Source organism: Mycolicibacter senuensis, from assembly GCF_002101885.1.
Taxonomy (GTDB): Bacteria; Actinomycetota; Actinomycetes; order Mycobacteriales; family Mycobacteriaceae; genus Mycobacterium; species Mycobacterium senuense.
This window is the reverse complement of sequence record NZ_LQPS01000043.1, coordinates 264,141-287,014: the sequence shown is the minus strand read 5'-3', so window position 1 is coordinate 287,014 and position 22,874 is coordinate 264,141. Positions and strand designations below refer to the sequence as shown.

Sequence of the window (22,874 nt, the reverse complement as noted above, 5' to 3'; positions counted from 1 at the left end):
CGCGATGACCGTTCTGGCCGGTTTCCTACAGGTCACCGGTGTCATCGCCGGGGCTCCGCTGGTCATCGGCCTGATGCGCCAGGTCCGGGCGCGGGCGGAGGGCCGCACCGGCGCGGGGATCGGGCAGCCCTGGCGGGACATGCGCAAGCTGCTGGGCAAACAGCTGCTCAACCCGCGGGGGACCACCTGGGTGTTCGCCGCGGCCCCGGCAGCGCTGGCCGCCACCACGCTGGTCATCGTCGCCGCCGCACCGCTGGTGGCGACGGGTTCGCCGCTGGACCCGGTCGCCGACCTGATCACCGTGGTGGGACTGTTGTTCCTGGGCACCGTGGCCCTCGCGCTGGCCGGCATCGACACCGCGACCGCGTTCGGCGGTATGGGCGCAAGCCGGGAGATCACCATCGCGGCGCTGGTCGAACCGACCATCCTGCTGGCGGTCTTCGCGCTGTCCATCCCGGCGGGGTCGGCCAATCTGAGCGCCATCGTCGGTAACACCGTCGAGCACCCGGGTCAGGTGGTCTCGTTGGCCAGCGCACTGGCTTTCGTCGCGCTGGTGATCGTCATCGTCGCCGAGACCGGCCGGCTGCCGGTGGACAACCCGGCCACCCATCTGGAGCTGACGATGGTGCACGAGGCCATGGTTCTGGAGTACGCCGGCCCCAAGTTGGCCCTGGTCGAGTGGGCGAGCGGCATGCGGCTGACGGTGCTGCTGGCGCTGTTGGCGAACCTGTTCTTCCCGTGGGGCATCGCCGGTGCGCACCCGAGCCTGATCGATGTGGTGGTGGGCGCCGGCGCGATCGCGATCAAGGTGGCGCTGCTCGCGGCCGCCTTGGCCGGCGTCGAGGTGTTCATCGCCAAGCTACGACTGTTCCGGGTGCCCGAACTGCTGGCCGGATCATTTCTGCTGGCGTTGCTGGCAGTGACGGCGGCGAACTTCTTCGGCGGAGCCGGCGGATGAGCTACCACAACATGCTGGACCTGGCCGCCGGCGGAGTGCTGTTGGCCGCGGTGCTGGCCGTCTGGCGCCGGGACCTGTCGGTGACCGTGCAGCGACTGCTCGTCGCCCAGGGCGCCGCGCTGGCCGCGATCCCGCTGATTCGCGGGGTGCACGACCATGACCGGGCACTGATCGCGGTGGCGGTCGCGGTGCTGGCGGTGCGCGCCGTCGCGCTGCCGTGGTTGCTGGCTCGCGCGCTCGGCGCCGAACGGCGGGAACGCCGCGAGGCCACTCCCCTGGTCGGCACCGCCGCGTCACTGCTGGTGGTCACCGCCCTGGTGGTCGTGGCGTTCATGATCGCCCAGCCCATCATCGACCTGCAGCGCAGTTCGGCGACCACCGCCGCCGCGGCCGCCATCGCCACCGTGCTGATCGCGCTGTTCATGATGGCGACTCGCCGCCATGCCATCTCGCAGGCGGCCGGACTGTTGATGCTGGACAACGGGATCGCCGCCACCGCGTTCCTGCTGACGGCCGGCGTCCCGCTGATCGTCGAACTCGGCGCGTCCCTGGACGTGCTGTTCGTGTTGATCGTGCTGGGCGTACTGACCGGACGTCTGCGCAACACCTTCGGCGGCGTGGATCTGGACCTGTTACGGGAGCTGCGCGACTGATGACACCGCTGATGCTGCTTCCGCTGCTGACTCCCGTGCTGGCGTCACTGTTCTCGCTCGTCGTGGGCTGGCGCCGGCTCAGCGCCGTGGCGACCCTGGGATCGGCACTGACGATTCTGGGATGTGGTGTGACGCTGGGGTTCCGGGTGGGCGATCGGGCGCACCTGGCACTCGACGGCCTGCTGCGCGCCGACGCACTGTCGGTGACCATGCTGATCGTGATCGGCGTCGTCGGCAGCCTGGCCACCTGGGCGAGCATCGGCTACGTCGACGCCGAGTTGGCCCACGGCGTGACCGATCGGCGTGGGGCACGCATGTACGGCGTCCTCACCCCGGCGTTTCTCGCCGCGATGGTTCTCGCGGTGTCGGCCAACAACATCGGTGTGGTGTGGGTGGCCGTCGAGGCCACCACAGTGGTGACCGCGTTTCTGGTCGGCCATCATCGAAGTCGTGCCGCACTGGAAGCCACCTGGAAATACGTCATGGTGTGTTCGGTGGGGATCACCATCGCGTTCCTGGGCACCGTGCTGCTGCACTTCGCCGCACTGCACGCCGGCGCCGGTGCCGAGAATGCGCTGCACCTCGATGTGCTGCTGGCCCACGCGGCTGCGCTGGACCCGGCGGTCACCCGGCTGGCCGGTGCGCTGCTGCTGATCGGCTACGGCGCCAAAATGGGTCTGGCACCGTTTCACACCTGGCTCGCCGATGCGCACAGCCAGGCACCGGCACCGGTCTCGGCGTTGATGAGCGGGGTGCTGCTCTCGGTCGCGTTCTCGGTGCTGATCCGCATCAAGCCCATCATCGACGCCGCGACGGGTCCCGCCTTCCTGCGGGCCGCGCTGCTGGCCACCGGCCTGGCGACGCTGCTCATCGCCGCGCTGCTGCTGACCGTCACAGGCGATCTCAAACGGCTGCTCGCCTATTCGTCGATGGAGACGATGGGCCTGATGGCCGTCGCCGCGGCCGCCGGCACCCGGCTGGCGATCGCGGCGCTGCTGCTGCACGTGTTGGCGCACGGCGTCGGCAAGACGGTGCTGTTCCTGGCCGGCGGCCAGCTGCAGGCCGCCCACGGCACGACTGCGATCAGCGAGATCACCGGGGTGCTCGGCAGGTCACGACTGGTCGGGGGCGCATTCGCGGTCGGAATGGTGGTGCTGCTGGGCCTGCCACCGTTTGCGATGTTCGCCAGCGAGCTGGCCATCGCGACCTCGCTGGCCGACGCCCGGCTGGCGTGGGCGCTGGCGGTGGCGCTGGTGGCGCTGCTGGTGGCGTTCGCCGCGCTGATGGCGAAGTCCGGCCGCATCCTGCTGGGCACACCGAGCACCGACGGCCCGGCGATCCTGGTGCCGGCCACCGTCGCGGCCGCACTCGTGACCGGGGTGCTGGTGTCCGTCGCACTCGGTGTGACGGCCGGACCGCTGACAAGCCTGTTCAGCACCGCAGCAACCCAACTCGGGGGGCTCTGATGGGCCCGGTCAAGCGCTGTGGGGTCTCCGGTGCCGAGCTGCCCGACGCGGCCGCCGCCCTGCTCGCCGACGGTTTCCGGCTCGCGCTGGTGGCCGCCCACGACGACGACGACACCTTGCGGGTGGTGTATCTGTTCCTGGCGGGCCGGCCGGACCGCCGCACCGAACTGACCCTGACCATTCCGGCGCAGCGGCCGTCGATTCCCTCGCTGGCGCGGTTGTCGTTTCAGGCCGGCCGCTTCGAGCGCGAGATGCAGGACCTGTACGGGATCACCCCGGTGGGTCATCCGCAACCGCGCCGGCTGGTCCGGCACGCGCACTGGCCGCAGGATTGGCACCCGATGCGCAACGACGCCGGGCCGCCACCGGACTTCGTTGCGACGGGCCGTTTTCCGTTCCTCAACGTCGAGGGGGCCGGTGTCTATGAGATTCCGGTCGGACCGGTGCACGCCGGCCTGATCGAGCCGGGCCACTTCCGGTTCTCGGTGGTCGGTGAATCGGTGTTGCGGCTCAAGGCGCGGCTGTGGTTCGTGCACCGTGGAATCGAGCGACTGTTTGCCGGCCGGCCCGCCGGCGGCGCGGTCGAACTGGCCGAGCGGATCAGCGGTGACACCTCCGCCGGCCACGCGTTGGCGCACAGCCTCGCCGTCGAAGAGGCCCTCGGCGTAGAACTGCCCGATCCGGCACACCGGCTGCGCGCCTTGCTGGTCGAGCTCGAACGGCTCTACAACCATGTCGCCGACCTGGGCGCGCTGGCCAACGACGTCAGCTTCGGGCTGGCCAACTCCCACGCTCAGCGCGTCCGTGAACAGCTGTTGCGCATCAATGCGCAAACGACCGGAGATCGACTGCTGCGTAAGGCTATCCGGCCGGGAGGCGTGGTGTTGCAAGCGCTGCCCGACCCGGATCGACTGCAGGCGCTGGCCGACGACGTCGCTGAGATCGCCGAGCTGACGCTGGGCAACTCGGTGATCTATGACCGGTTCGCCGGCACCTCGGTGCTGGACCGCGCGGATGCGGAGGCGATCGGAACCCTGGGGTATGTGGCGCGGGCCAGCGGGCTGGTCACCGATGCCCGCCTTGATCACCCGACCACCGACTTGCCGGTGACGGAGGTGACGGCGACAGCCGGCGACGTGCTGGCCCGTTACACCGTCCGCCGAGACGAGTTCGCCGCCTCGGTGGCGTTGTGCCGCAACCTCATCGACGGCCACCACGGGCCGATCGACGTCCGGGCACAGGTCCGCGGGCCGACGGGCGCCGCCAGCGGGGTCGGGATCGTCGAGGGGTGGCGTGGCAGCATCGTGCACCGGGTGGAGACCGGCGCCGATGGAGCCATCACCCGCGCCAAGATCGTCGACCCGTCCTGGTTCAACTGGCCCGCGCTGCCGCTCGCCATGACCGACACCATCGTCCCGGACTTCCCGCTGACGAACAAGAGCTTCAACCTGTCCTACGCGGGAAACGACTTATAGCGCCTCACCGTAACCACCCCGTATGTCAAGATCTTTGATATGGGTGACGTGAACGACGCTCCGCTGGGTTATCTGCTCTACCGCGTCAGCTCGGCGCTGCGCCCACAGGTGTCCGCGGTGCTCGGACCGTTGGGGCTGACATTGCCCGAATTCGTCTGCATGCGAGTGCTTTCCCAGCACCCGGGATTGTCCAGTGCCGAGTTGGCCCGGTACACCAGCGTCACACCGCAAGCCATGAACACCGTGCTGCACCGGCTGCAGAACCGGGGCGCGGTGAGCCGGCCACAATCGGTGCCGTCCGGGCGGGCGCTGCCGGCGACGCTGACCGACCCCGGCCGGGAGTTGCTGACCCGCGCCGAGGACGCGGTGCGCGTCGCCGACGGCCGGGTGCTGGCCGCGCTGAGCGCGGCCGAACAACAACAGTTCCGGCAGATGCTGGAACGGATCGGTGCGGAGTGAGGCTCAGCGCGGGCCGGTGATGGTCGGCCAGGGCTTCGCCGCCTCCAGCTCGTAGGCCAATTCCAGCAGCCGGGCGTCCTGGCCGAGGTGGGCGCTGAACATCATGCCCACCGGCAGTCCGGCCGCGGATTCGGCCAGCGGCAACGAGATCGCCGGATCACCGGTGACGTTCTGCAATGGGGTGAACGCCACCCAGTCCATCAGCCGTTCGATGACCTGCTCGTAGCCGGCGGTGGGGTCCAGGTGGCCGACCGGTGGCGTGTCATGGGCCAGCGTCGGGGTGAGAGCGACGTCGTAGTCGCGGAACATCCGCTCGGTATGGCGGCGCACGCCCGCCAACCGGGCGATCACCAGCGGCAGCTTGTGCAGCCGCCGGGTGGCGTGGCGATCCAGCCCCAGCGTCAAGCTGTCCAGCCGGCTGCGGTCGAAGCTCGGCCCGAACATCCGCCGCCCGCCCCGTACCAACGCGGTGGCCAACAACGCCCAGTAGAGCAGGAAGTCGTCGGCGAAGCGCGCCGGCACCGGCGGTCGGTCCAGGTAGTCGACGTGATGGCCGAGTTCCTCGAGCAATGCGGCGGTCTTGAGGGTCAGCTCACGCATCTCGGTGGAGATCTCGCGCGCGATCGACTGGGTGACCACCGCGATCCGGAGCCGCTGCGCGCCCGGGCCCCGGACGTCACCGACCGGCGGAAGCTTGCCGTTGCGCCAGATCCGTTCGGCTTCGGCGTAGAACGCCGCGGTGTCGCGCACCGAGCGGGTGACCACCCCGTTGTAGACGATGCGCACCGGCATGGCACGCATATCCTTGTCCAGTGGCAGCCGGCCCCGTGACGGTTTGAGGCCGACCAGCCCGTTGCACGCCGCCGGGATCCGGATGGAGCCGCCGCCGTCGTTGGCGTGCGAGATCGGCACCACCCCGGCCGCGACGAACGCCGCCGAGCCCGACGACGACGCCCCCGCGGTGTGATCGGTATTCCACGGGTTGCGGACCGCGCCCAGCCGCGGGTGCTCGGCGGCCGCGCTGAACCCGAACTCGCTGAGCTGGGTCTTGCCCAGCGCGACGAGCCCGGTGTTCAGGTACAGCCGGGCGAAGTCCCCGTCGGCGGCCGCGGCGCGCGGCTGCCACGCGTCGGTGCCCTGCATGGTCGGCATCCCGGCGACGTCGACGTTGTCCTTGACGAATGTCGGAACGCCACCGAAGTAGCCCGGCCGCGGTGCCGCCGCCTCGGCCCGAGCGCGGTCGAAGGCGCGATAGGCCAGCCCGTTCAGCTGCGGGTTGACCGCCTCGGCGCGCGCGATCGCAGCTTCGACGAGCTCGGCGGGCGACACGTCGCCCGACCGGATCCGCTCGACCAGGCCGACCGCGTCGGAGTCGCCGAGTGCGTCGTCACCGAAGGCGTGCACATATCGCATGTCGGTGACATTAGCCGACGACGGCCGAGCTTCATCCCGGGTAGTCAAGCCCGAACGAGAATCGCCGCCGCTGCCCGTGGGCGCCGCGGCGGCGATTCGCTCGAACGAAGGGATCTAGGCCTGGCCGACCTCGAAGCGCGCGAAGCGGGTCACGGTCACACCGGCCTCGTCGAGCAGCGCCTTGACCGTCTTCTTCGAGTCCGACACCGACGACTGCTCCAGCAGCACGACGTCCTTGAAGAAGCCGGTGACCCGGCCCTCGACGATCTTGGGCAGGGCAGCCTCGGGCTTGCCCTCCTCCTTGGCGGTCTCCTCGGCGATGCGCCGCTCGTTGGCCACCAAGTCGGCGGGCACGTCGTCCCGGGTCAGGTACTTGGCCTTGAGCGCGGCTACCTGCAGCGCCACCGCGTGGGCCGCCGCAGCGCCCTCCGACCCGGTCCCCGGCTCGTACTCGACCAGGACACCCACCGCCGGCGGCAGGTCGGAGGCCCGCTTGTGCAGGTAGGTCTCCACGGTGCCGTCGAAGTAGGCGACCCGGCGCAGCTCCAGCTTCTCGCCGATCTTGGCCGACAGCGCCTCGACGGCCTCCCCGACCGTGCGGTCCCCGATCTTGGCGTTCTTGAGCTCCTCGACGTCGGAGGTCTTGGCCGCCGCGGCGGCGGTGACGACCTCGTCGGCGAGTGCCTTGAACTCGTCGTTCTTGGCGACGAAGTCCGTCTCGGAGTTCAGCTCGATCAACGCACCGCCCTTGGCGGCGACCAGCCCTTCGGCGGTGGCACGCTCGGCGCGCTTGCCGACGTCCTTGGCGCCCTTGATCCGCAGCAACTCGACGGACTTGTCGAAGTCGCCGTCACTCTCGGCCAGCGCGTTCTTGCAGTCCATCATGCCTGCGCCGGTGAGGTCCCGAAGCCGCTTGACGTCGGCAGCGGTGTAGTTCGCCACTGTGGTGTGCCTTTCCTACGATGCGTCGGTGGTGGTGTCGGTAGCGGCCGGCGCCTCGGGGGCCGAGGTGGCGGCCGTAGTCGTCGCCGAGGCCAGCAGCTCCTGCTCCCACTCGGCCAGCGGCTCGACCGCATCGGCTTCCGCCTTGCCCTCGCCGTTGCCCTGGCCGGCGCGGGCCTGCAGGCCCTCGGCCACCGCGGACGCGATCACCTTGGTCAGCAGCGCCGCCGAGCGGATCGCGTCGTCATTGCCCGGGATCGGGTAGTCGACCAGGTCGGGGTCGCAGTTGGTGTCGAGGATCGCGATGACCGGGATGCCCAGCTTGCGCGCCTCGCCGACGGCGATGTGCTCCTTGTTGGTGTCGACGACCCAGACGGCCGACGGCACCTTGGCCATGTCGCGGATACCGCCGAGGCTGCGCTCCAGCTTGTTCTTCTCGCGGGTCAGCATCAAGATTTCCTTCTTGGTGCGTCCCTCGAAGCCGCCGGTCTGCTCCATGGCCTCGAGTTCCTTGAGGCGCTGCAGCCGCTTGTGCACGGTGGAGAAGTTGGTGAGCATCCCGCCCAGCCAGCGCTGGTTGACATACGGCATGCCGACCCGGGTGGCCTCGGCCGCGACCGACTCCTGCGCCTGCTTCTTGGTGCCGACGAACATGATGGACCCGCCGTGGGCGACGGTCTCCTTGACGAACTCGTACGCCTTGTCGATGAACGTCAGCGTCTGCTGCAGGTCGATGATGTAGATGCCGTTGCGGTCGGTGAAGATGAACCGCTTCATCTTGGGGTTCCAGCGACGGGTCTGATGCCCGAAGTGGGTGCCGCTGTCGAGCAGCTGCTTCATGGTTACAACAGCCATGGTTGGCCATATCCTTTTTGTCGGTTGCCGCCCGGCGTCGGGTGAGGCCGGGCCCTGGTGCCTGCTGAGATGCCGAACCCCTCTCGGGGACCGTCGGCATCTGCGTTGTGCTGCAGACACGCGAAGTCAGCCCGCATACGCGAACTGCGCAAATGAGTTTACACGCTCCGAACAGGTGCTTTGTCCACAGCGGTGACTGGCCGGTTTCGGGTCCGCCGGGGTGAACTGGCCGGGTGCGGTTCACGGCGTTGCTCCTGGTCGCAAGCCTGCTGGCGGCCGCCCCGGCGCACGCCGAAGAGTTCCGGCTGGACTGGCCGCTGCGCCCGCGCCCGGCGGTGGTGCGCGGATTCGATGCGCCGCGCCCGGATTGGCAGCGCGGGCATCGGGGGGTGGATCTGGCCGGTGTCGCGGGCCAGCAGGTGTATGCGGCGGGAGTGGCGACGGTGGTGTTCGCCGCGCCGGCCGGCGGCGCGCCGGTGGTCTCGCTGGCCCATCCGGGCGGGTTGCGCACCAGTTATCAGCCGGTGCGGGCCCTGGTGCGCCCGGGTCAGCGGGTGACGGCCGCGACGGTGATCGGTGTCCTGGAGCCCGGGCATCCGGACTGTGGTGCCGCGGCATGCCTGCACTGGGGGGCGATGTGGGGCCCGGCTTCGCGCGCCGATTACGTCGATCCGCTGGGGCTGCTGGCTTCGACGCCGATCCGGCTCAAACCGGTCGGTTAGGCCCGGGGGTGGGCCAGATCGTGCACCGCGCGCAGTCGGGCGACCGTGACGTGGGTGTAGAGCTGCGTGGTGGCCAGGCTGGAGTGGCCGAGCAGTTCCTGCACGATGCGCAGGTCCGCGCCGCCCTCCAACAGATGGGTGGCCGCGGTGTGGCGCAGCCCGTGCGGCCCCATGTCGGGGGCGCCGCCGACCGCGGCGACGGTCTGGTGCACCACGGTGCGGGCCTGCCGCGGGTCCAGCCGACCACCGCGGGCGCCGAGCAGCAGGGCCGGGCCGGATTCCGCCGTCGCGAGCAGTGGGCGGCCCCGGGCCAGCCAGGCCTGCAACGCCTCGGCGGCGGGCTCGCCGAACGGCACCGTCCGCTGTTTGTTGCCCTTGCCGAGCACCCGCAGCAGCCGGCGTGAGACGTCCGCGTCGTCGACGTCGAGCCCACACAGTTCGCTGACCCGCACCGCGGTGGCGTAAAGCATCTCGGCGATCAGCCGGTCCCGCAATGCAATCGGATCATTTTGCTCTGCACCGGATTTCGCGGCGAGCATGATGTCGTGCGCCTGGTCTTCGCGCAGTACCGCGGGCAGTATGCGGTGCGACTTCGGCAGCTGCAGGCGCGCACCGGGATCCGATGCCAGCAGGCCGCGCCGGGCCGCCCAGGCGGTGAAGGTCTTGACCGTCGAGGTGCGCCGTGCCAGCGTGCTGCGCGCCGCACCGGCGCCGGCCTGTTCGGCCAGCCAACTGCGCAACAGCGGCAGGCTCAGACCGCCGATGCCGCTGTGGCCGCGCTCGGCGAGGAACGCGAACAGCGACCGCAGGTCACCCAGATAGGCCCGGCGGGTGTGTTCGGACCGCCCCCGCTCCAGCGCCAGATGCTCGTCGAACTCCTCGAGAATCGCGTCCACACGACTTACGGTCGCAGAGGCCGGTCATCGGCTCAGGTGACGCGCCGCAGCGTATCCGGGGTGAGATCAAGCCGTGATGGATAGCCGTCGACCGCCATGATCAGGTCGGCTTCGGCCAGCAGCGAACGCAGGACGTGCACGATCCCGTCGACGCCGCCCAGCGCCAGCCCGTAGGCGTAGGGCCGGCCGATTCCCACCGCGGTCGCGCCCAACGCCAACGCCTTGATGATGTCGGCGCCGGTACGGACGCCCGAGTCGAACAGCACCGGCAGCCCGTCGGCGGCCGCCACCACATCAGGCAGGCAGTCCAGCGCCGGCAGCCCGCCGTTGGCCTGGCGCCCACCGTGGGTGGAGCAGTAGATGCCGTCGACGCCGCCGTCTTTGGCGCGCCGTGCGTCGTCGGGGTGACAGATCCCCTTGACGATCAGCGGCAGGTCGGTCAACGACCGCAGCCACGGCAGGTCGTCCCAGGTCAGCGGGTTGCCAAAGGTCTGCACCCAGGACAGCACGGCGGCCTGCGGGTTCTCCTCGGGCGGCTGGGCCAGCCCGGCCCGGAACACCGGGTCGGAGAAATAGTTGGACAGGCAGTGCCCGCGCAGCTGGGGGAAGTTCGAGGTCGCCAGGTCGCGGGGACGCCAGCCCGGGACCCAGGTGTCCAGCGTGACGACGATCGCCCGGTAGCCGGCCGCCTCGGCACGGTGCACCAGGCTGGCGGCCAGGTCCCGGTTCTTGGGTGTGTAGAGCTGGAAGAACCCCGGTGTGTCGCCGAATTCGGCGGCGACGTCCTCCAGGGGGTCGGCAGTGAGGGTGGAGACCATCAGCGGGATGCCGGTGGCCGCCGCGGCCCGGGCGCTCGCCAGGTCGCCGTGGCCGTCTTGGGCGCAGATGCCGATGACGCCGATCGGCGCCATGAAGATCGGTGCGGGCAGGCGCAACCCGAACAGTTCGATCGACAAATCGCGTTCGGTGGCGCCGACGAACATCCGTGGAATGAGCCCCCAGCCGTCGAAAGCCGCGACATTGGCCCGCTGGGTGCGCTCGTCGCCGGCCCCGCCGGCCACATAGGACCACACCGACGGGGAAAGCGCGGCAGCGGCTTTGGCCTCCAACTCGGTGTAGGTCATCGGCAGCGCGGGCACCACCCCGGCCAGGCCCTGCAGGTAGATCTCGAACTGGTAGTCGCCGAACGCCATGCCGCTAGTCTGCCGCAGTCTCGGCCGCTTCTTTGCGGGCGAGTTCTTTCTTCCATTGCCGGAAGGTCTCTTCGGTGCGGCCACGCCGCCAGTAGCCCGAGATCGACGCCCACTTGGCCGACACACCGCGCTCTTTCCGGATGTAGGGCCGCAGGTTGTGCATGACGGCCTGGGCCTCGCCGTGGATGAACACCTGAACCTGGCCCGGCAGCCACAGCGTGGTGGTGACCGCCTCGACCAGCGGGGCATTGTCGCCGGCCCGGTCCTGCCCGACCAGATCGGCGCGGCCGCCGCGGTGCAGCCAGTTCAGCTGCACCCCTGACGGCGCGGCGAGTGCCATCTCATCCTCCGGTCCGGCGACCTCGATGAAGGCCTTGCCCACGGCGCCGGCCGGGAGTGCCTCCAGGGCCGCCGAGATCGCCGGCAGCGCGCTCTCGTCACCGGCCAACAGGTGCCAGTCGGCTGAAGGGTCGGGCGCATAGGCGCCGTTGGGCCCCATCAGGTAGACCGGCTGGCCGGGCTGGGCGGCGGTGGCCCACGGACCGACGACGCCGTGGTCGCCATGCACCGAGACATCGATGATGATCTCGCGGGCGACCGGATCGGCGCGCCGCACCGTCAGGGTGCGGATCGCCGGGCGGTCCTGGTCCGGCAGTGCGTCGAAGCTGTCCAGGGTCAACGGCTGCGGTAGTGCCGCGACGTCGAGGTCGTGGCGTACAAAGACGACCTTGACGTAGGAGTCGGTGAATTCGCTCGGGCGGAAGGTGTCATATCCGGCACCGCCCAAGACCACCCGTGTCATGTGCTCAGAGAGCTCTTCGGTGCGGACCACCGCGAAGGTGTGAACCGGTCGTCCTGCCACGTTGCCCTCCCGTCTCGGCTGCCTTGGCCGACTATACGAGCTACCGCTTCGGGCGGACTATCGCCCAGCTGCCGTCACGCCGCTCCACCAGGCCGGCCACCTCCAACATCGCCAACGGCCCGAACACCTGGGCCGGCGCCAGCCCGGAGGCGACCGCGACCTGATCGACGGTGGCGGCCCCGCGGCCCGGTAAGGCCTCGTAGACCTGATGTTCGGCGACGCTGAGCCCGTCCAGCGGGCCGGCCGGTCGTGGCGGGTCGGCCGCCAGCTCCCCGACCCGGCCGGCCAGTTCGATCACCTCGTCGGCGCGGGTGACCACTTCGGCGCCCCCGCGCAGCAACCGGTGACAGCCGGCCGAGGCCGCACTCGTGACCGGCCCCGGGACCGCGGCCACCGGCCGGCCCAGCAGCCGCGCCCATGCCGCGGTGTTCGCCGCGCCGCTGCGCAGTCCCGCCTCCACCACCACCGTCGCCCCGGCCAGGACCGCCACCAGCCGGTTGCGGGTCAGAAACCGGTGGCGGGCCGGTCGCACACCCGGCGGGTATTCGGTGACCAGCAGCCCGTGCCCACCGATGCGGTGCAGCAGCGCGGAATGCCCTGCCGGATAACAGATGTCGATACCACCGGCCAGCACCGCCACCGTGGTGCCCTCGGCGGCGAGGGTGGCGCGGTGAGCAGCGCCGTCGATGCCGTAGGCGCCGCCGGACACCACGGCCACGTCGCGTTCGGCCAGCCCGGCGGCCAGGTCCGCGGCCACCAGCTCGCCGTAGCCGGTCGCCGCCCGCGTCCCGACGATCGCGGTCGCGCGTTCGGCGGTCTCGTCAAGGCGTGCCGGGCCTACCGCCCACAGCGCCAGCGGTGCACGGCAGTCCGGTTTCTTCGCGGCCGCGGCGCCGTCGAAGGCGGCGAACGCGAGCAGCGGCCATTCCTCGTCATCGGGGGTGATCAGCCGCCCGCCGCGGCGATACAGCAACTCCAGGTCCTCGGCCGCGGAGTCGATGTGTCGTCTGGCCTCGGTGTGTTCGGCCAGTTTCGGTTCGACGGCGCCGCGCCGGATCCGCTCCGCCGCCTCCACCGGACCGACCCGCGCGACCAATGCGGCCAGATCCGGGCGCGGCGGTTCGGCGACTCGGGACAGGTAGGCCCAGGCACGCACGGTGGCGTCGGCGGCGTTCATCGGTGCGCTCCGGGCTGCCGAAAGCTCAGTGCCGCCGCGACCTCGTCCCGGCCGGGTGAGCTGCAGCCCGCCAGGTCGCTCAGCGTCCAGGCCACCCGTTGGGTTCGGATCGCCCCGCGGATCGACAACAGGCCGCGGTCCAGTGCGGTGCGCAACGGTGCCATCGCCGCAGCACTGAGTCGGAACTTCCGGCGCAGCAACGCGCCGCTGACCTCGGCGTTGGTGCGAAAGCCGTACGGGCCCCAGCGCTGTGTCGCTGCGGCACGGGCGTCGGCGACCCGGGCGCGCACCGCGGCCGTCGATTCGCCGTCGACGGCCGAGAACGCGCCGGCCCGCACCGGATGCATCTGCACCCGCAGATCCACCCGGTCCAGCAGCGGTCCGGACAGCCGGCCGAGGTAGCGCCGCTTCTCCATCGACTTGCAGGTGCAGTCGCGCGGGTCGGCCGGCGCGCACGGGCAGGGGTTGGCTGCCATCACCAGTTGAAAGCGGGCCGGGTAGCAGGCCACGCCGTCGCGTCGGGCCAACCGGATCTCGCCGTCTTCCAACGGTGTTCGCAACGCTTCCAGGGCGCTGACCCGGATCTCGGCGCACTCGTCGAGGAAGAGCACCCCGCGGTGGGCGCGGCTCACCGCGCCGGGCCGGGCCATTCCGGAGCCGCCCCCGACCAGCGCCGCCACGCTGGAGCTGTGGTGCGGTGCGATGAACGGCGGTCTGGTGATCAACGGTGCGCTGCCCGACAACAGGCCGGCGACCGAGTGGATCGCGGTGACCTCCAGCGACTCACTTTCGGTCAAGGGCGGCAGCAACCCCGGGAGCCGTTGGGCCAGCATGGTTTTTCCGATTCCAGGCGGGCCGGTGAGTAGCAGGTGGTGCGAGCCGGCCGCGGCCACCTCGACAGCGAACCGGGCTTGGGCCTGGCCGACCACCTCGGCCAGGTCCGCAGCCGGGAGGATCTCCGGCGCCGCCGTGGTGACCCGTTCCCGCAGCCGTGCCGAACCGTCCAGCCAGTCGTGCAGCTGTCGCAGCGTCGCCACGCCGTAGACCTCGATGCCGTCCACCAGACTGGCTTCGGCGAGGTTGTCCACCGGCACCACGGCGCACGCCCAGCCGTCGTTCTTGGCGGCCAGCACCGCCGGCAGTACCCCGTGCACCGGCCGCACCCGGCCGTCCAGCGCCAGCTCGCCGAGCAGCACCGTCTTCTCCAGCCGCGGCCAGCGGGTGTCGCGATTGGCCGAGAGCACCGCTGCGGCCAGTGCGATGTCGTACACCGAGCCCATCTTCGGCAGCGTCGCCGGTGACAGCGCCAGCGTCAATCGCGCTGCCGGCCAACGCTGCTCACTGTTGGTGATCGCCGCCCGCACCCGATCCCGCGACTCCTGCACGGCGGCATCGGGAAGGCCCACCAGATGCACTCCGGGCAGGCCCGAGGTGATGTCGGCCTCGATCTCCACGATCAGGCCGTCGAGACCGCGCACCGCGACCGAGAACGCCCGACCCAACGCCATCACCCCACCCCCTGCAGGTGAGTGATCTCCGGGGTGCGGCACCGCCCGATCCGCACACCGATCACGTCCAGGCGGACGTCGTCCCAGTGAGATTGCTGGCCGGCCAGCCACACTCCGGCCAGCCTGCGCAATCTGCGCATCTTCTGGGGCGGGACCGCATAGGCCAGCCCGCCGAAACCGTCACCGGTGCGGGTTTTCACCTCGACGAACACCACGCAGCGCCGGGCCGGGTCCGCGGCGATCACGTCCAGTTCGCCGTAGCGACAGCGCCAGTTGCGGGCCAGGATCGACCACCCCTGCCCCACCAGGTGGTCGACGGCCAGCTGTTCCCCGAGCGCCCCCAATTCGGCGCGCGTCATGGTTGTCATGCCGATCAGGCTGGGTCATCGCACCGACAGCGTCGAGCCGCGGCAGACTGAAACCGGCTGCACCCCAGTCAGTTATGCACAGTGGCGGCTTCATCCACAGCCGCCGGACCACCGGTGGCTAGCCGGAGCGTGCCCCCGGCGCCCGCACCACCAGCGGCACCCCGGGGAAGTAGGCCGCCATCTCGGTACGCGCTCGGCGCAGCGCGGCGGTGCCGTAACCCTTCTTGCGATGTTCGGGCTGGATCCAGATCCGCACGTTCACCTCGCCGCGGCTGAGGTCGCCGAAGACCATCCCGACCTTCTGCGCACCGTCGATCGCGACGAACAACGCGGCGTCCTCGTCATCCACCCGGGACAGCGCGGAGCGGATCTCGTCGTCGAGACCGCCGGCCGGAGCGCCGGATCCGTCACCGCTGGCGCCGACGTCGGTGGTACGCAGCTCGAAGATGTCGCGATCCGGGTCACCGGCGAACGGGCGTAACAGCAGGGCCTCGCCGGAGCTCGCCGGCCGGTCACCGAGCGTGAAGGTCAGCTCGTTGTTCAGGTCCTCGAGTTCGGCGGCGATCCGGCTCCGGGAATCCTTGGTCAGCTGATCCAACGACATCCCGATCACCGCTTCACATCCCGCCGGCGAGGTGCCGAGCAGGTTCGCGATCGCCTGCACCGCAGACGCGCGGTCATCGGATTCGACGATCACGTCGAGCACCTCATGGCGACGTTCCATGGCTTTGAGCAGGGCATCGGTGATCTCCCGACGGGAGACGGCACGGTCGACAGCGGTCATGCCAGTCAGCCTAGACCCAAGTCCACCTCGGCGCTGTGCCGTTATTCGGGCAGCCGCAGCTCGGGTTTCTCGACCTCTTCGATGTTGACGTCTTTGAAGGTGACCACCCGTACCTGCTTGACGAACCGCGCCGGCCGGTACATGTCCCACACCCAGGCGTCGGCCAGCCGCAGCTCGAAATACACCTCGCCGTCGGCGTTGCGCGGCACCATCTCGACACTGTTGGCCAGGTAGAACCGCCGCTCGGTCTCCACGACGTAGCTGAACTGGCCCACGATGTCCTTGTATTCGCGGTACAGCGAGAGTTCCATCTCGGTTTCGTACTTCTCGAGATCTTCCGCACTCATCGGGCACTCATCTGCTCAGTCGTCCTTCTGCTCGGTTCGTCCCCATTGTCCCTGTCACCGCGGCGGCCAGGGCCGCCACGCTGCGCACATTGATGAACGAGTAGCGGTGCTGGCCGCACGGCCCCAGGGCCGCCAGTGCCGCGGTGTGCGCAGCGGTGGAGTACCCCTTGTGGTCGGCGAAGCCGTAGCCGGGATCGTCCAGCGTCGCCATGTACCGGTCGCGGCTGACCTTGGCCAGCACGCTCGCCGCGGCGATGCAGGCCGCGGCGCCGTCACCGCCGATTACCGGCAGCGACGGCATCGGCAGCCCCGGCACCCGGAATCCGTCGGAGAGCACATAACCGGGCCGCAGCGCCAGCCCGGCCACCGCGCGGCGCATCCCCTCGATATTGGCCGCGTGCACACCGCGCAGATCGACGTCGGCCGGCGAGATGAACACCACGTGGTAGGCCAGCGCGTGCCGGCGGATCAGCGGGAACAACTGCTCGCGGGCGTTGGCGGTGAGCTTTTTGGAATCGTCGAGCGCCGCCAGCGCGGCGGGTCTGCCCGGCCCGAGCACACAGGCGGCCACCACCAGTGGTCCGGCGCAGGCGCCGCGGCCCACTTCGTCGACGCCGGCCACCGGCCCCAGCCCGCTGCGGTACAGCGCCGACTCCAGGGTGCGCAGTCCCGGTGAGCGGCGGATCACTGTGCGTGGCGGCCAGGCCGGGGCCATCGCTACGGGCCCTGCTGCGGGTTGATCGCTTTCACCGGCCCCCAACGCGACGGCGGCCAGGCGATGAACCGGGTCTTGCCGATCACGTTGCTCACCGGCACCGTGCCGGCGTCGAGGTCCTCGCCGGTGCACAGGACCCGGCGCCGCAGATCGGGCTGCACCGCCACGGTGTCGCAGTGCGCCCGCGAGTCCGACGAGTGGGTGCGGTTGTCGCCCATCACCCACAACCGGTCCTCCGGCACGGTCACCGGACCGAACTCATTGCCCAGGCACGGGTAGACCATCGGGTCGACCATGAGGGTGGCCGGATTCAGGTAGGGCTCGTCGAGCCTCTTGCCGTCGACGGTCAGGCCGGTGTCGTTGCGGCACTGCACCGTCTGGCCGCCCACCGCGATCACCCGCTTGACCAGATCGTTCTCGTCGGGCGGGACGAATCCGATGAACGACAGCGCGTTCTGCACCCAACGGATCGCGGTGTTGTCGGACCGGATCGACTTGTAACCCACGTTCCACGACGGCGGGCCCTTGAAGACGACGACGTCACCCGGGCTCGGGTCGCTGAACCGGTAGGTGACCTTGTCGACCATGATCCGGTCGCCGACGCAACCGTGGCAGCCGTGCAGCGTCGGCTCCATCGACTCCGACGGGATGAGGTAGGGACGCGCCACGAACGTCAGCATGAGGTAGTACAACACCAGCGCGGTCGCCACCAGCACGACCGACTCACGCAGCGTGGTGCGCTTGCGGTCCTCGGATGCGTCCGTCTGCGACGCGCCGCCGTCGGCCTCGGGCTGGTCGGCCTCGGGAGTGTTCTCGGGTGACGAGCCCGTGGTTTCGGTCACGAGATCAGGGTAGTGACCGCGTCAGCACGGCCGGAGACCGACCGCGGGCTGTCGCCCGACCGCAGGGGCCGGCACGGGCGCGCGAGTCAGCGCTTCTCCTTGATCTTGGCCTTCTTGCCACGCAGTTCACGCAGGTAGTACAGCTTGGCCCGGCGGACGTCACCGCGGACCACGACATCGATGTGGTCGACGTTGGGCGAGTGCACCGGGAAGGTGCGCTCCACGCCGACGCCGTAGCTCTCCTTGCGGACGGTGAACGTCTCGCGGATGCCGCCACCCTGCCGACGGATCACCACGCCCTTGAACACCTGGATGCGCTCCTTGGTGCCTTCGATCACCTTCACGTGCACGTTGACGGTGTCGCCGGGGCCGAAGGCCGGGATGTCGTCGCGCAGCGACGCCTTGTCGACGATGTCCAGCGTGTTCATTGCGGAAACACTTCCTCGCGGGTCGCGGCTGACGGCCGGTCTGCGCGCACGGTGCGCGTGCAGACGGTAGCCGAGCCGATGGGTTCTGGCCTGTTGTCGCATCGTGCGGTGACCGGGACGCCGGGCTCCACTGCAGAATCAACTGCCGGGCGACAACTGCTCAATTGTGCCAGACGCGGCGCAACCAGCGAAATCGCACAAATCGCCGCTGGTAGTTACCGCCGGGGCCGCCGGACGCATGATAAGTCTGATGCAAGGTCGACTGCACAATCCCGTTACGCACGCGGTAATCTATCCGGCGGGCCGATGGCAGCAGTGTGGCGAGCCCGTAGATGTCGGTTACCCGACCGATACCTGTTGAGGAGGCATACCCGCCGTGCGGCCATCGATGCTTCTGCTGACTGTGGTCATGGTGATCTCGACGGTGATATTCGGCTGTGACGAGAAGGTCTACGGCGCCGCCGCGACCCGTCCCCCGCAGAACCGGGCGCCTGAAGTGGCGCCGGTGGCCACCGCGATCGACGCACCCCGGGCCCCGGCGATCCCACCGGTCGCCGTGGTCGACGGCCTGGCGGCACGCATGCAGGACGCCACCGAGGAAGCGGCCAAGGCGGGTGCCAGCATCTCGGTGGCCGTGCTGGACCGGATCTCCCATCAACTGGTCACCAACGGCAACACCCACTCCATCGCGACCGCCTCGGTGGCCAAGCTGTTCATCGCCGACGATCTGCTGCACGACACCGAGGGCGCGTTGTCGGCGGACGACCAGGCCGCCCTGGACGTGATGCTGCGGTCTTCCGACGACGGCGCCGCCGAGACGTTCTGGAACCGGCGCGGCGGTAACGCGATCATCACCCGGGTGGCCGGCCGCTACGGCCTGGCCGGCACCGGACCGCCGTCCAACGGCGCCTGGTGGAACACCATCAGCACCGCACCGGACCTGGCCCGCTACTACGACATGCTGCTCAACGGCGCCGGCGGCCTGCCGGCGGACCAGGCCAACATGATCATCAACGACCTGGCGCAATCCACCCCGACCGGCATCGACGGCTACCCGCAGCGGTTCGGGATCCCCGAGGGCCTGTACAACGAACCGGCGGCGGTCAAGCAGGGCTGGATGTGCTGCATCGGCAACAACTGGATGCACCTGTCGACCGGCGTGGTCGGCGCGGACCGGCGCTACGTGGTGGTGATCGAGTCACTGCAGCCCAGCGACGACGCCACGGCGCGTGACACCATCACCCAGGCCGTCAAGACCATCTTCCCCGGCGGCCGGATCTAGCGGGTTTCGTCGCGGCCGAGAAGGTCCGGCCGGCGTTCCCTGGTGCGCTGCAACGCGGCCTCGTGGCGCCAGGCCTCGATCCGCGCGTGGTCGCCCGAGAGCAGCACCTCGGGCACCTGCAGGCCGCGCCAGTCCGGCGGGCGGGTGTAGCTGGGCCCCTCCAGGAGTCCATCGCGATCCGGCGAATGCGAATCATCTTGCTGCGAAGCCGGATTCCCCAGCACCCCGGGCATCAGCCGCAGCACCGCCTCCAGCATCACCAGCACCGCGGACTCGCCGCCGGCCAGCACGTAGTCGCCGATCGAGACCTCTTCGACCCGCATCCGCCGGGCGGCGTCGTCGACGACCCGCTGGTCGATGCCCTCGTAGCGGCCGCAGGCGAACACCAGATGCTGTTCCCGGCTCCACCGCTGCGCAGTGGCCTGGTCGAACAGTGCCCCGGCCGGCGTCGGGATGACCAGAACCGTCTGCTCCGAACAGATCTCGTCGAGCGCGTCACCCCAGACCGGGGCCTTCATCACCATCCCCGGTCCCCCGCCGTAGGGGGTGTCGTCGACCGAGCGGTGCACATCGTGGGTCCAGCGCCGCAGATCGTGCACGCTCAACTCGACCATCCCGGACTCGATCGCCTTGCCCGGCAACGATTGCCGTATCGGGTCCAGGTAAGCCGGGAAGATCGTGACGACGTCGACCCTCACGACGACAGCTCCAACAGCCCGTCGGGCGGATCGATGCACACCAGCTGCTCGGCCAGCGACACGGAGGTGACGATCGCCGAGACGAACGGCACCAACAGCTCTCCGCCGTCGGTGCGGCGGACCGCCAGCAGCTCACCGGCCCCGGTGTGCAGCACCTCGGTCACCGTGCCGATGTCCTGCCCCGCCTCGGTGCGCACCCGCAGACCTTCGAGCTGATGGTCGTAGTAGGTGTCGTCCTCATCGATCGGGGGCAGATCCGCCGAGTCGATCACCAGCAGACTGCCGCGCAGCGCATCGGCCGCGTCGCGGTCCGACACCCCGGCCAGCCGCACCAGCAGCCGCGAGCCGTGCCGGCGCACCGTGTCGAGCACAACATCGCGCGGCCGCTCACCACGCTTCTTGGCGCACAGCACGGCGCCGGGGGTGAATCGCTCGTCCGGGTCGTCGGTACGGACCTCGACCACGACCTCGCCGGTGATGCCGTGGGCCTTGACCACCCGCCCGACCGTCAGCTCCATGAGCCGGCCGGCTATCGGTCGGTGTCGACCACGTCCACGCGGATGCCGCGTCCACCGATACCGGCGACGAGGGTGCGCAACGCGGTGGCGGTGCGACCGCCGCGACCGATCACCTTGCCCAGGTCGTCGGGGTGGACGTGAACCTCGACGGTTCGGCCACGCCGGTTGGTCACCATGTCCACCCGGACGTCGTCGGGGTTGTCGACGATGCCGCGCACCAAGTGCTCGACGGCATCAGCCACCACTGCACTCATCGTCGCGCTCAGCTCTCGGTGGCCGGCTCGGCGGCGTCAGCAGCGGGCGTCTCGGCAGCGGTGTCCTCCACCGGGGCCTCGGCCTTGGCGTCGTCCTTGGCCTCGCCGCCGTCGTCCTTGGCCTTCTTGCCCTCTGCCGCCTTCGGAGCCTTCTTCTTCTTGGCGGTGGTCGCCTCGGTGGTCGGGCCGCCCTCGGCCTCGGCCAGCGCGGCGTTGAACAGCTCCAACTTGGACGGCTTGGCCGGCTTGACCTTCAACTTGCCCTCGGCGCCGGGCAGCCCCTTGAACTTCTGCCAGTCACCGGTGATCTTCAGCAGCTTGAGCACCGGCTCGGTGGGCTGGGCACCGACCGACAGCCAGTACTGGGCACGCTCCGAGTCGATCTCGATCAGACTCGGCTCTTCCTTGGGGTGGTAGCGGCCGATGACCTCGATGGAACGGCCGTCCCGGCGGGTCCGCGCGTCGGCGACCGAGATGCGGTACTGCGGATTGCGGATCTTGCCGAGCCGGGTGAGCTTGATCTTGACAGCCATGACTTAACTCCTTGGTAGCACGCTGCAATTCAGCGACAGGGGCGGACTTGCCCCCGTCCGGTTTTGCCTCGCGTGTGCGCCGCGTGACCGCACGCCCCTCAACAGGGCACAGTCGCGCGGCGGACAGCCGCCCATTCTGCCAGAACCGGCCCGGTCAGCAGAAATCGCCTCAGGGCAGCTTCTCGAAGCACTTGGTCTCGACCCGGCGGGTCATCCGCCAGCCGTCGGGGCTGCGGACGAACTCGTCGTCGTACCACAGGCCCAGCAGCATGGTCGCCGGTGTCTCGGTGTCTTTGGAGCCGAACACCATCGGGTTGAAGCAGAAGGTGCGCGCGGTGGCCGTGTCGCCGTCGACCCGGATCGACGGCAGGCCCAGCATGTGGGCGTAGCCGGCGAAATTCGGCAGCACCTCCGCCAACCAGGCCTTCACCTGCGGGTAGTTCCCGTCGATCCCGCCCATCGCACGGTAGTCGATGTAGGCGTCGTCGGTGAACACCGCGTCGAGGTCATCGAAGTTGCGGGTGTCGATGGCGGTGGAGTAATCGACCAGCAGCTGCTGGATCTGCCACCGGTCCGACATTTCGGCCTGGCTCAGCATTCCTCGATTCAACACTGCCGTGGTGGCGGGCGGTAAGGTAACCGGCCATGCGGAAAATTCTGGCCTTGTGGGCCGTGGCCGCGACCGTGCTGGGCCTGCTCACCACCACCGCGGTGTCCGCCTCCGCCGATGTCGCCCAGCCGTTGGGCTCCGCACCGATTCCGGCCGGCCCGGCGCCGAACTGGCTGATCGCCGATCTGGACTCCGGGGAGGTGCTCGCCGAGCAGAACGGCTACGCCGTCACCCCGCCGGCCAGCACGATCAAGGTGCTGCTCGCACTGGTGGCACTCGACGAGCTGAACCCCGACGACACCGTGGTCGCCACCCCGGCCGACACCGCGGTGGAGTGCAACTGCCTCGGCATCAAGCCCGGCCGCAGCTACACCGCGCGTCAGCTCATCGAAGGCCTGCTGCTGGTGTCGGGCAACGACGCCGCCAACGCACTCGCGGACATGCTGGGCGGACAGGAAGCGGCGGTGGCGAAGATGAACGCCAAGGCCGCCGCGCTCGGAGCCACCGCCACCCACGCCAGCACGCCATCCGGGCTGGACGGCCCCGGCGGTCCCGGCGCGAGCACTCCGCATGACCTGGCGGTCATCTTCCGGGCGGCGATGGCCGACCCGGTGTTCGCCGGTATCACCGCGCTGCCCTCCGCGATGTTCCCCACCGAGTCCGGCGAGCGCACCATCGTCAACATGAACGAGTTGCTGGCCCGCTATCCCGGCGCGATCGGCGGCAAGACGGGATTCACCGACGCGGCCCGCAAGACCTATGTCGGCGCGGCCGCCCGCGACGGCCGACGGCTGGTGGTGGCGATGATGTACGGGCTGATCCACGAGGGCGGCCCGACCTACTGGGATCAGGCCGGTGCGCTGCTGGATTGGGGCTTCGCGCAGGGCCCGATGTCCGGCATCGGCAGCTTGTAGGC

27 protein-coding genes are annotated in these 22,874 nt (G+C 69.9%); 8 read left to right on the top strand and 19 right to left on the bottom strand.

The window, feature by feature from the left end; genetic code table 11:
* Positions 1–4 precede the first annotated feature (4 nt).
* The 5 genes from AWC24_RS15690 to AWC24_RS15670 are packed head-to-tail and all read left to right on the top strand — an operon-like array spanning position 5 to position 5,011.
* A complete protein-coding gene (locus tag AWC24_RS15690) occupies positions 5–958 on the top strand; it encodes a respiratory chain complex I subunit 1 family protein (protein ID WP_109560533.1) in 954 nt (317 codons plus the stop codon).
* Positions 955–1,611, top strand: a complete 657-nt coding sequence (locus AWC24_RS15685) for a hypothetical protein (RefSeq protein ID WP_085086444.1) — start codon at positions 955–957, stop codon at positions 1,609–1,611. The genes AWC24_RS15690 and AWC24_RS15685 overlap by 4 nt, the downstream gene beginning before the upstream one ends.
* A complete protein-coding gene (locus AWC24_RS15680; protein ID WP_085086442.1) occupies positions 1,611–3,077 on the top strand; it encodes a proton-conducting transporter transmembrane domain-containing protein in 1,467 nt (488 codons plus the stop codon). Before AWC24_RS15685 ends, AWC24_RS15680 begins: the two co-directional genes overlap by 1 nt.
* Positions 3,077–4,552 (top strand): hydrogenase large subunit, encoded by a 1,476-nt coding sequence (locus AWC24_RS15675; RefSeq protein ID WP_085086440.1) that lies wholly within the window; start codon positions 3,077–3,079, stop codon positions 4,550–4,552. The genes AWC24_RS15680 and AWC24_RS15675 overlap by 1 nt, the downstream gene beginning before the upstream one ends.
* A 39-nt stretch (positions 4,553–4,591) precedes the next feature.
* Positions 4,592–5,011: a MarR family winged helix-turn-helix transcriptional regulator gene (locus AWC24_RS15670; protein ID WP_085086438.1), complete on the top strand. Its 420-nt coding sequence runs from the start codon at positions 4,592–4,594 to the stop codon at positions 5,009–5,011.
* A 3-nt stretch (positions 5,012–5,014) separates the two neighbouring features.
* Here AWC24_RS15670 and AWC24_RS15665 read toward each other — a convergent pair whose 3' ends face one another.
* The 3 genes from AWC24_RS15665 to rpsB all read right to left on the bottom strand — a co-directional run bounded on the left by AWC24_RS15665 (position 5,015) and on the right by rpsB (position 8,221).
* Entirely contained in the window at positions 5,015–6,424 is a 1,410-nt protein-coding gene (locus AWC24_RS15665; protein WP_085086436.1) for an amidase, read from the bottom strand.
* Between the two features lie 114 nt (positions 6,425–6,538).
* Positions 6,539–7,366, bottom strand: a complete 828-nt coding sequence (gene tsf / locus AWC24_RS15660; RefSeq protein ID WP_085086434.1) for a translation elongation factor Ts — start codon at positions 7,364–7,366, stop codon at positions 6,539–6,541.
* Between the two features lie 15 nt (positions 7,367–7,381).
* Positions 7,382–8,221, bottom strand: coding sequence for a 30S ribosomal protein S2 (rpsB, locus tag AWC24_RS15655; RefSeq protein WP_085086432.1), 840 nt, complete (start codon positions 8,219–8,221; stop codon positions 7,382–7,384).
* A gap of 233 nt (positions 8,222–8,454) precedes the next feature.
* Here rpsB and AWC24_RS15650 point away from each other — a divergent pair, with 233 nt between their 5' ends.
* Complete coding sequence (locus tag AWC24_RS15650) at positions 8,455–8,943, top strand: M23 family metallopeptidase (protein WP_085086430.1); 489 nt, start codon at positions 8,455–8,457, stop codon at positions 8,941–8,943.
* Here the strand turns inward: AWC24_RS15650 and AWC24_RS15645 are convergent.
* The 11 genes from AWC24_RS15645 to rplS form a co-directional block, all read right to left on the bottom strand.
* Positions 8,940–9,839 carry a tyrosine recombinase XerC gene (locus AWC24_RS15645; RefSeq protein WP_085086428.1) on the bottom strand — a complete coding sequence of 300 codons (900 nt, stop codon included), beginning with the start codon at positions 9,837–9,839 and terminating at the stop codon, positions 8,940–8,942. The genes AWC24_RS15650 and AWC24_RS15645 overlap by 4 nt on opposite strands.
* A gap of 32 nt (positions 9,840–9,871) precedes the next feature.
* Positions 9,872–11,032 carry an alpha-hydroxy-acid oxidizing protein gene (locus AWC24_RS15640; RefSeq protein WP_085086426.1) on the bottom strand — a complete coding sequence of 387 codons (1,161 nt, stop codon included), beginning with the start codon at positions 11,030–11,032 and terminating at the stop codon, positions 9,872–9,874.
* Positions 11,033–11,036: 4 nt separating this feature from the next.
* Positions 11,037–11,894 carry a siderophore-interacting protein gene (locus tag AWC24_RS15635; RefSeq protein ID WP_085086424.1) on the bottom strand — a complete coding sequence of 286 codons (858 nt, stop codon included), beginning with the start codon at positions 11,892–11,894 and terminating at the stop codon, positions 11,037–11,039.
* 40 nt (positions 11,895–11,934) lie between these two features.
* Positions 11,935–13,071 (bottom strand): DNA-processing protein DprA, encoded by a 1,137-nt coding sequence (gene dprA / locus AWC24_RS15630; RefSeq protein WP_085086422.1) that lies wholly within the window; start codon positions 13,069–13,071, stop codon positions 11,935–11,937.
* Positions 13,068–14,579, bottom strand: coding sequence for a YifB family Mg chelatase-like AAA ATPase (locus AWC24_RS15625; RefSeq protein WP_085086420.1), 1,512 nt, complete (start codon positions 14,577–14,579; stop codon positions 13,068–13,070). Before AWC24_RS15625 ends, dprA begins: the two co-directional genes overlap by 4 nt.
* Entirely contained in the window at positions 14,579–14,947 is a 369-nt protein-coding gene (locus AWC24_RS15620; protein WP_085086418.1) for a YraN family protein, read from the bottom strand. The genes AWC24_RS15625 and AWC24_RS15620 overlap by 1 nt, the downstream gene beginning before the upstream one ends.
* Positions 14,948–15,065: 118 nt before the next feature.
* Positions 15,066–15,731 carry a GNAT family N-acetyltransferase gene (locus AWC24_RS15615; RefSeq protein ID WP_085086416.1) on the bottom strand — a complete coding sequence of 222 codons (666 nt, stop codon included), beginning with the start codon at positions 15,729–15,731 and terminating at the stop codon, positions 15,066–15,068.
* A gap of 41 nt (positions 15,732–15,772) precedes the next feature.
* The gene (locus AWC24_RS15610) at positions 15,773–16,078 is read right to left on the bottom strand and encodes a DUF2469 domain-containing protein (RefSeq protein WP_012393608.1); all 306 of its coding nucleotides are present in this window, start codon (positions 16,076–16,078) and stop codon (positions 15,773–15,775) included.
* Positions 16,079–16,085: 7 nt separating this feature from the next.
* A complete protein-coding gene (locus AWC24_RS15605) occupies positions 16,086–16,793 on the bottom strand; it encodes a ribonuclease HII (protein WP_085086414.1) in 708 nt (235 codons plus the stop codon).
* Between the two features lie 2 nt (positions 16,794–16,795).
* Positions 16,796–17,635, bottom strand: coding sequence for a signal peptidase I (gene lepB, locus AWC24_RS15600; protein WP_085086412.1), 840 nt, complete (start codon positions 17,633–17,635; stop codon positions 16,796–16,798).
* A gap of 86 nt (positions 17,636–17,721) precedes the next feature.
* A complete protein-coding gene (rplS, locus tag AWC24_RS15595; RefSeq protein ID WP_085086410.1) occupies positions 17,722–18,063 on the bottom strand; it encodes a 50S ribosomal protein L19 in 342 nt (113 codons plus the stop codon).
* Between the two features lie 388 nt (positions 18,064–18,451).
* Between rplS and AWC24_RS15590 the strand changes: the two genes are divergently transcribed.
* Positions 18,452–19,345, top strand: coding sequence for a hypothetical protein (locus AWC24_RS15590; RefSeq protein WP_085087107.1), 894 nt, complete (start codon positions 18,452–18,454; stop codon positions 19,343–19,345).
* On the opposite strand, the gene trmD is transcribed toward AWC24_RS15590, so the two are convergent.
* The 5 genes from trmD to AWC24_RS15565 all read right to left on the bottom strand — a co-directional run bounded on the left by trmD (position 19,342) and on the right by AWC24_RS15565 (position 21,946).
* A complete protein-coding gene (gene trmD / locus AWC24_RS15585; protein ID WP_085086408.1) occupies positions 19,342–20,043 on the bottom strand; it encodes a tRNA (guanosine(37)-N1)-methyltransferase TrmD in 702 nt (233 codons plus the stop codon). The two genes, AWC24_RS15590 and trmD, sit on opposite strands and share 4 nt — an antisense overlap.
* Entirely contained in the window at positions 20,040–20,561 is a 522-nt protein-coding gene (rimM, locus tag AWC24_RS15580; RefSeq protein ID WP_085086406.1) for a ribosome maturation factor RimM, read from the bottom strand. Before rimM ends, trmD begins: the two co-directional genes overlap by 4 nt.
* An 11-nt stretch (positions 20,562–20,572) precedes the next feature.
* A complete protein-coding gene (locus AWC24_RS15575; protein WP_019736217.1) occupies positions 20,573–20,815 on the bottom strand; it encodes an RNA-binding protein in 243 nt (80 codons plus the stop codon).
* Positions 20,816–20,823: 8 nt separating this feature from the next.
* The gene (gene rpsP / locus AWC24_RS15570; RefSeq protein WP_085086404.1) at positions 20,824–21,348 is read right to left on the bottom strand and encodes a 30S ribosomal protein S16; all 525 of its coding nucleotides are present in this window, start codon (positions 21,346–21,348) and stop codon (positions 20,824–20,826) included.
* Positions 21,349–21,517: 169 nt separating this feature from the next.
* Positions 21,518–21,946: a nuclear transport factor 2 family protein gene (locus tag AWC24_RS15565; RefSeq protein ID WP_085086402.1), complete on the bottom strand. Its 429-nt coding sequence runs from the start codon at positions 21,944–21,946 to the stop codon at positions 21,518–21,520.
* A 47-nt stretch (positions 21,947–21,993) separates the two neighbouring features.
* Here AWC24_RS15565 and AWC24_RS15560 point away from each other — a divergent pair, with 47 nt between their 5' ends.
* Positions 21,994–22,872 carry a D-alanyl-D-alanine carboxypeptidase family protein gene (locus AWC24_RS15560; protein WP_085086400.1) on the top strand — a complete coding sequence of 293 codons (879 nt, stop codon included), beginning with the start codon at positions 21,994–21,996 and terminating at the stop codon, positions 22,870–22,872.
* Positions 22,873–22,874: the final 2 nt, after the last annotated feature.

Bases quoted from the DNA above. Each gene is read 5' to 3' on its own strand.
- AWC24_RS15690 (WP_109560533.1), top strand. From the start codon at position 5: ATGACCGTTCTGGCCGGTTTCCTACAGGTCACCGGTGTCATCGCCGGG.
- AWC24_RS15685 (WP_085086444.1), top strand. From the start codon at position 955: ATGAGCTACCACAACATGCTGGACCTGGCCGCCGGCGGAGTGCTGTTG.
- AWC24_RS15680 (WP_085086442.1), top strand. From the start codon at position 1,611: ATGACACCGCTGATGCTGCTTCCGCTGCTGACTCCCGTGCTGGCGTCA.
- AWC24_RS15675 (WP_085086440.1), top strand. From the start codon at position 3,077: ATGGGCCCGGTCAAGCGCTGTGGGGTCTCCGGTGCCGAGCTGCCCGAC.
- AWC24_RS15670 (WP_085086438.1), top strand. From the start codon at position 4,592: ATGGGTGACGTGAACGACGCTCCGCTGGGTTATCTGCTCTACCGCGTC.
- AWC24_RS15665 (WP_085086436.1), bottom strand. From the start codon at position 6,424: ATGCGATATGTGCACGCCTTCGGTGACGACGCACTCGGCGACTCCGAC.
- rpsB (WP_085086432.1), bottom strand. From the start codon at position 8,221: ATGGCTGTTGTAACCATGAAGCAGCTGCTCGACAGCGGCACCCACTTC.
- AWC24_RS15640 (WP_085086426.1), bottom strand. From the start codon at position 11,032: ATGGCGTTCGGCGACTACCAGTTCGAGATCTACCTGCAGGGCCTGGCC.
- dprA (WP_085086422.1), bottom strand. From the start codon at position 13,071: ATGAACGCCGCCGACGCCACCGTGCGTGCCTGGGCCTACCTGTCCCGA.
- AWC24_RS15625 (WP_085086420.1), bottom strand. From the start codon at position 14,579: ATGGCGTTGGGTCGGGCGTTCTCGGTCGCGGTGCGCGGTCTCGACGGC.
- AWC24_RS15620 (WP_085086418.1), bottom strand. From the start codon at position 14,947: ATGACAACCATGACGCGCGCCGAATTGGGGGCGCTCGGGGAACAGCTG.
- AWC24_RS15615 (WP_085086416.1), bottom strand. From the start codon at position 15,731: ATGACCGCTGTCGACCGTGCCGTCTCCCGTCGGGAGATCACCGATGCC.
- AWC24_RS15610 (WP_012393608.1), bottom strand. From the start codon at position 16,078: ATGAGTGCGGAAGATCTCGAGAAGTACGAAACCGAGATGGAACTCTCG.
- AWC24_RS15605 (WP_085086414.1), bottom strand. From the start codon at position 16,793: ATGGCCCCGGCCTGGCCGCCACGCACAGTGATCCGCCGCTCACCGGGA.
- rplS (WP_085086410.1), bottom strand. From the start codon at position 18,063: ATGAACACGCTGGACATCGTCGACAAGGCGTCGCTGCGCGACGACATC.
- AWC24_RS15590 (WP_085087107.1), top strand. From the start codon at position 18,452: ATGCTTCTGCTGACTGTGGTCATGGTGATCTCGACGGTGATATTCGGC.
- rimM (WP_085086406.1), bottom strand. From the start codon at position 20,561: ATGGAGCTGACGGTCGGGCGGGTGGTCAAGGCCCACGGCATCACCGGC.
- AWC24_RS15575 (WP_019736217.1), bottom strand. From the start codon at position 20,815: ATGAGTGCAGTGGTGGCTGATGCCGTCGAGCACTTGGTGCGCGGCATC.
- rpsP (WP_085086404.1), bottom strand. From the start codon at position 21,348: ATGGCTGTCAAGATCAAGCTCACCCGGCTCGGCAAGATCCGCAATCCG.
- AWC24_RS15565 (WP_085086402.1), bottom strand. From the start codon at position 21,946: ATGCTGAGCCAGGCCGAAATGTCGGACCGGTGGCAGATCCAGCAGCTG.
- AWC24_RS15560 (WP_085086400.1), top strand. From the start codon at position 21,994: ATGCGGAAAATTCTGGCCTTGTGGGCCGTGGCCGCGACCGTGCTGGGC.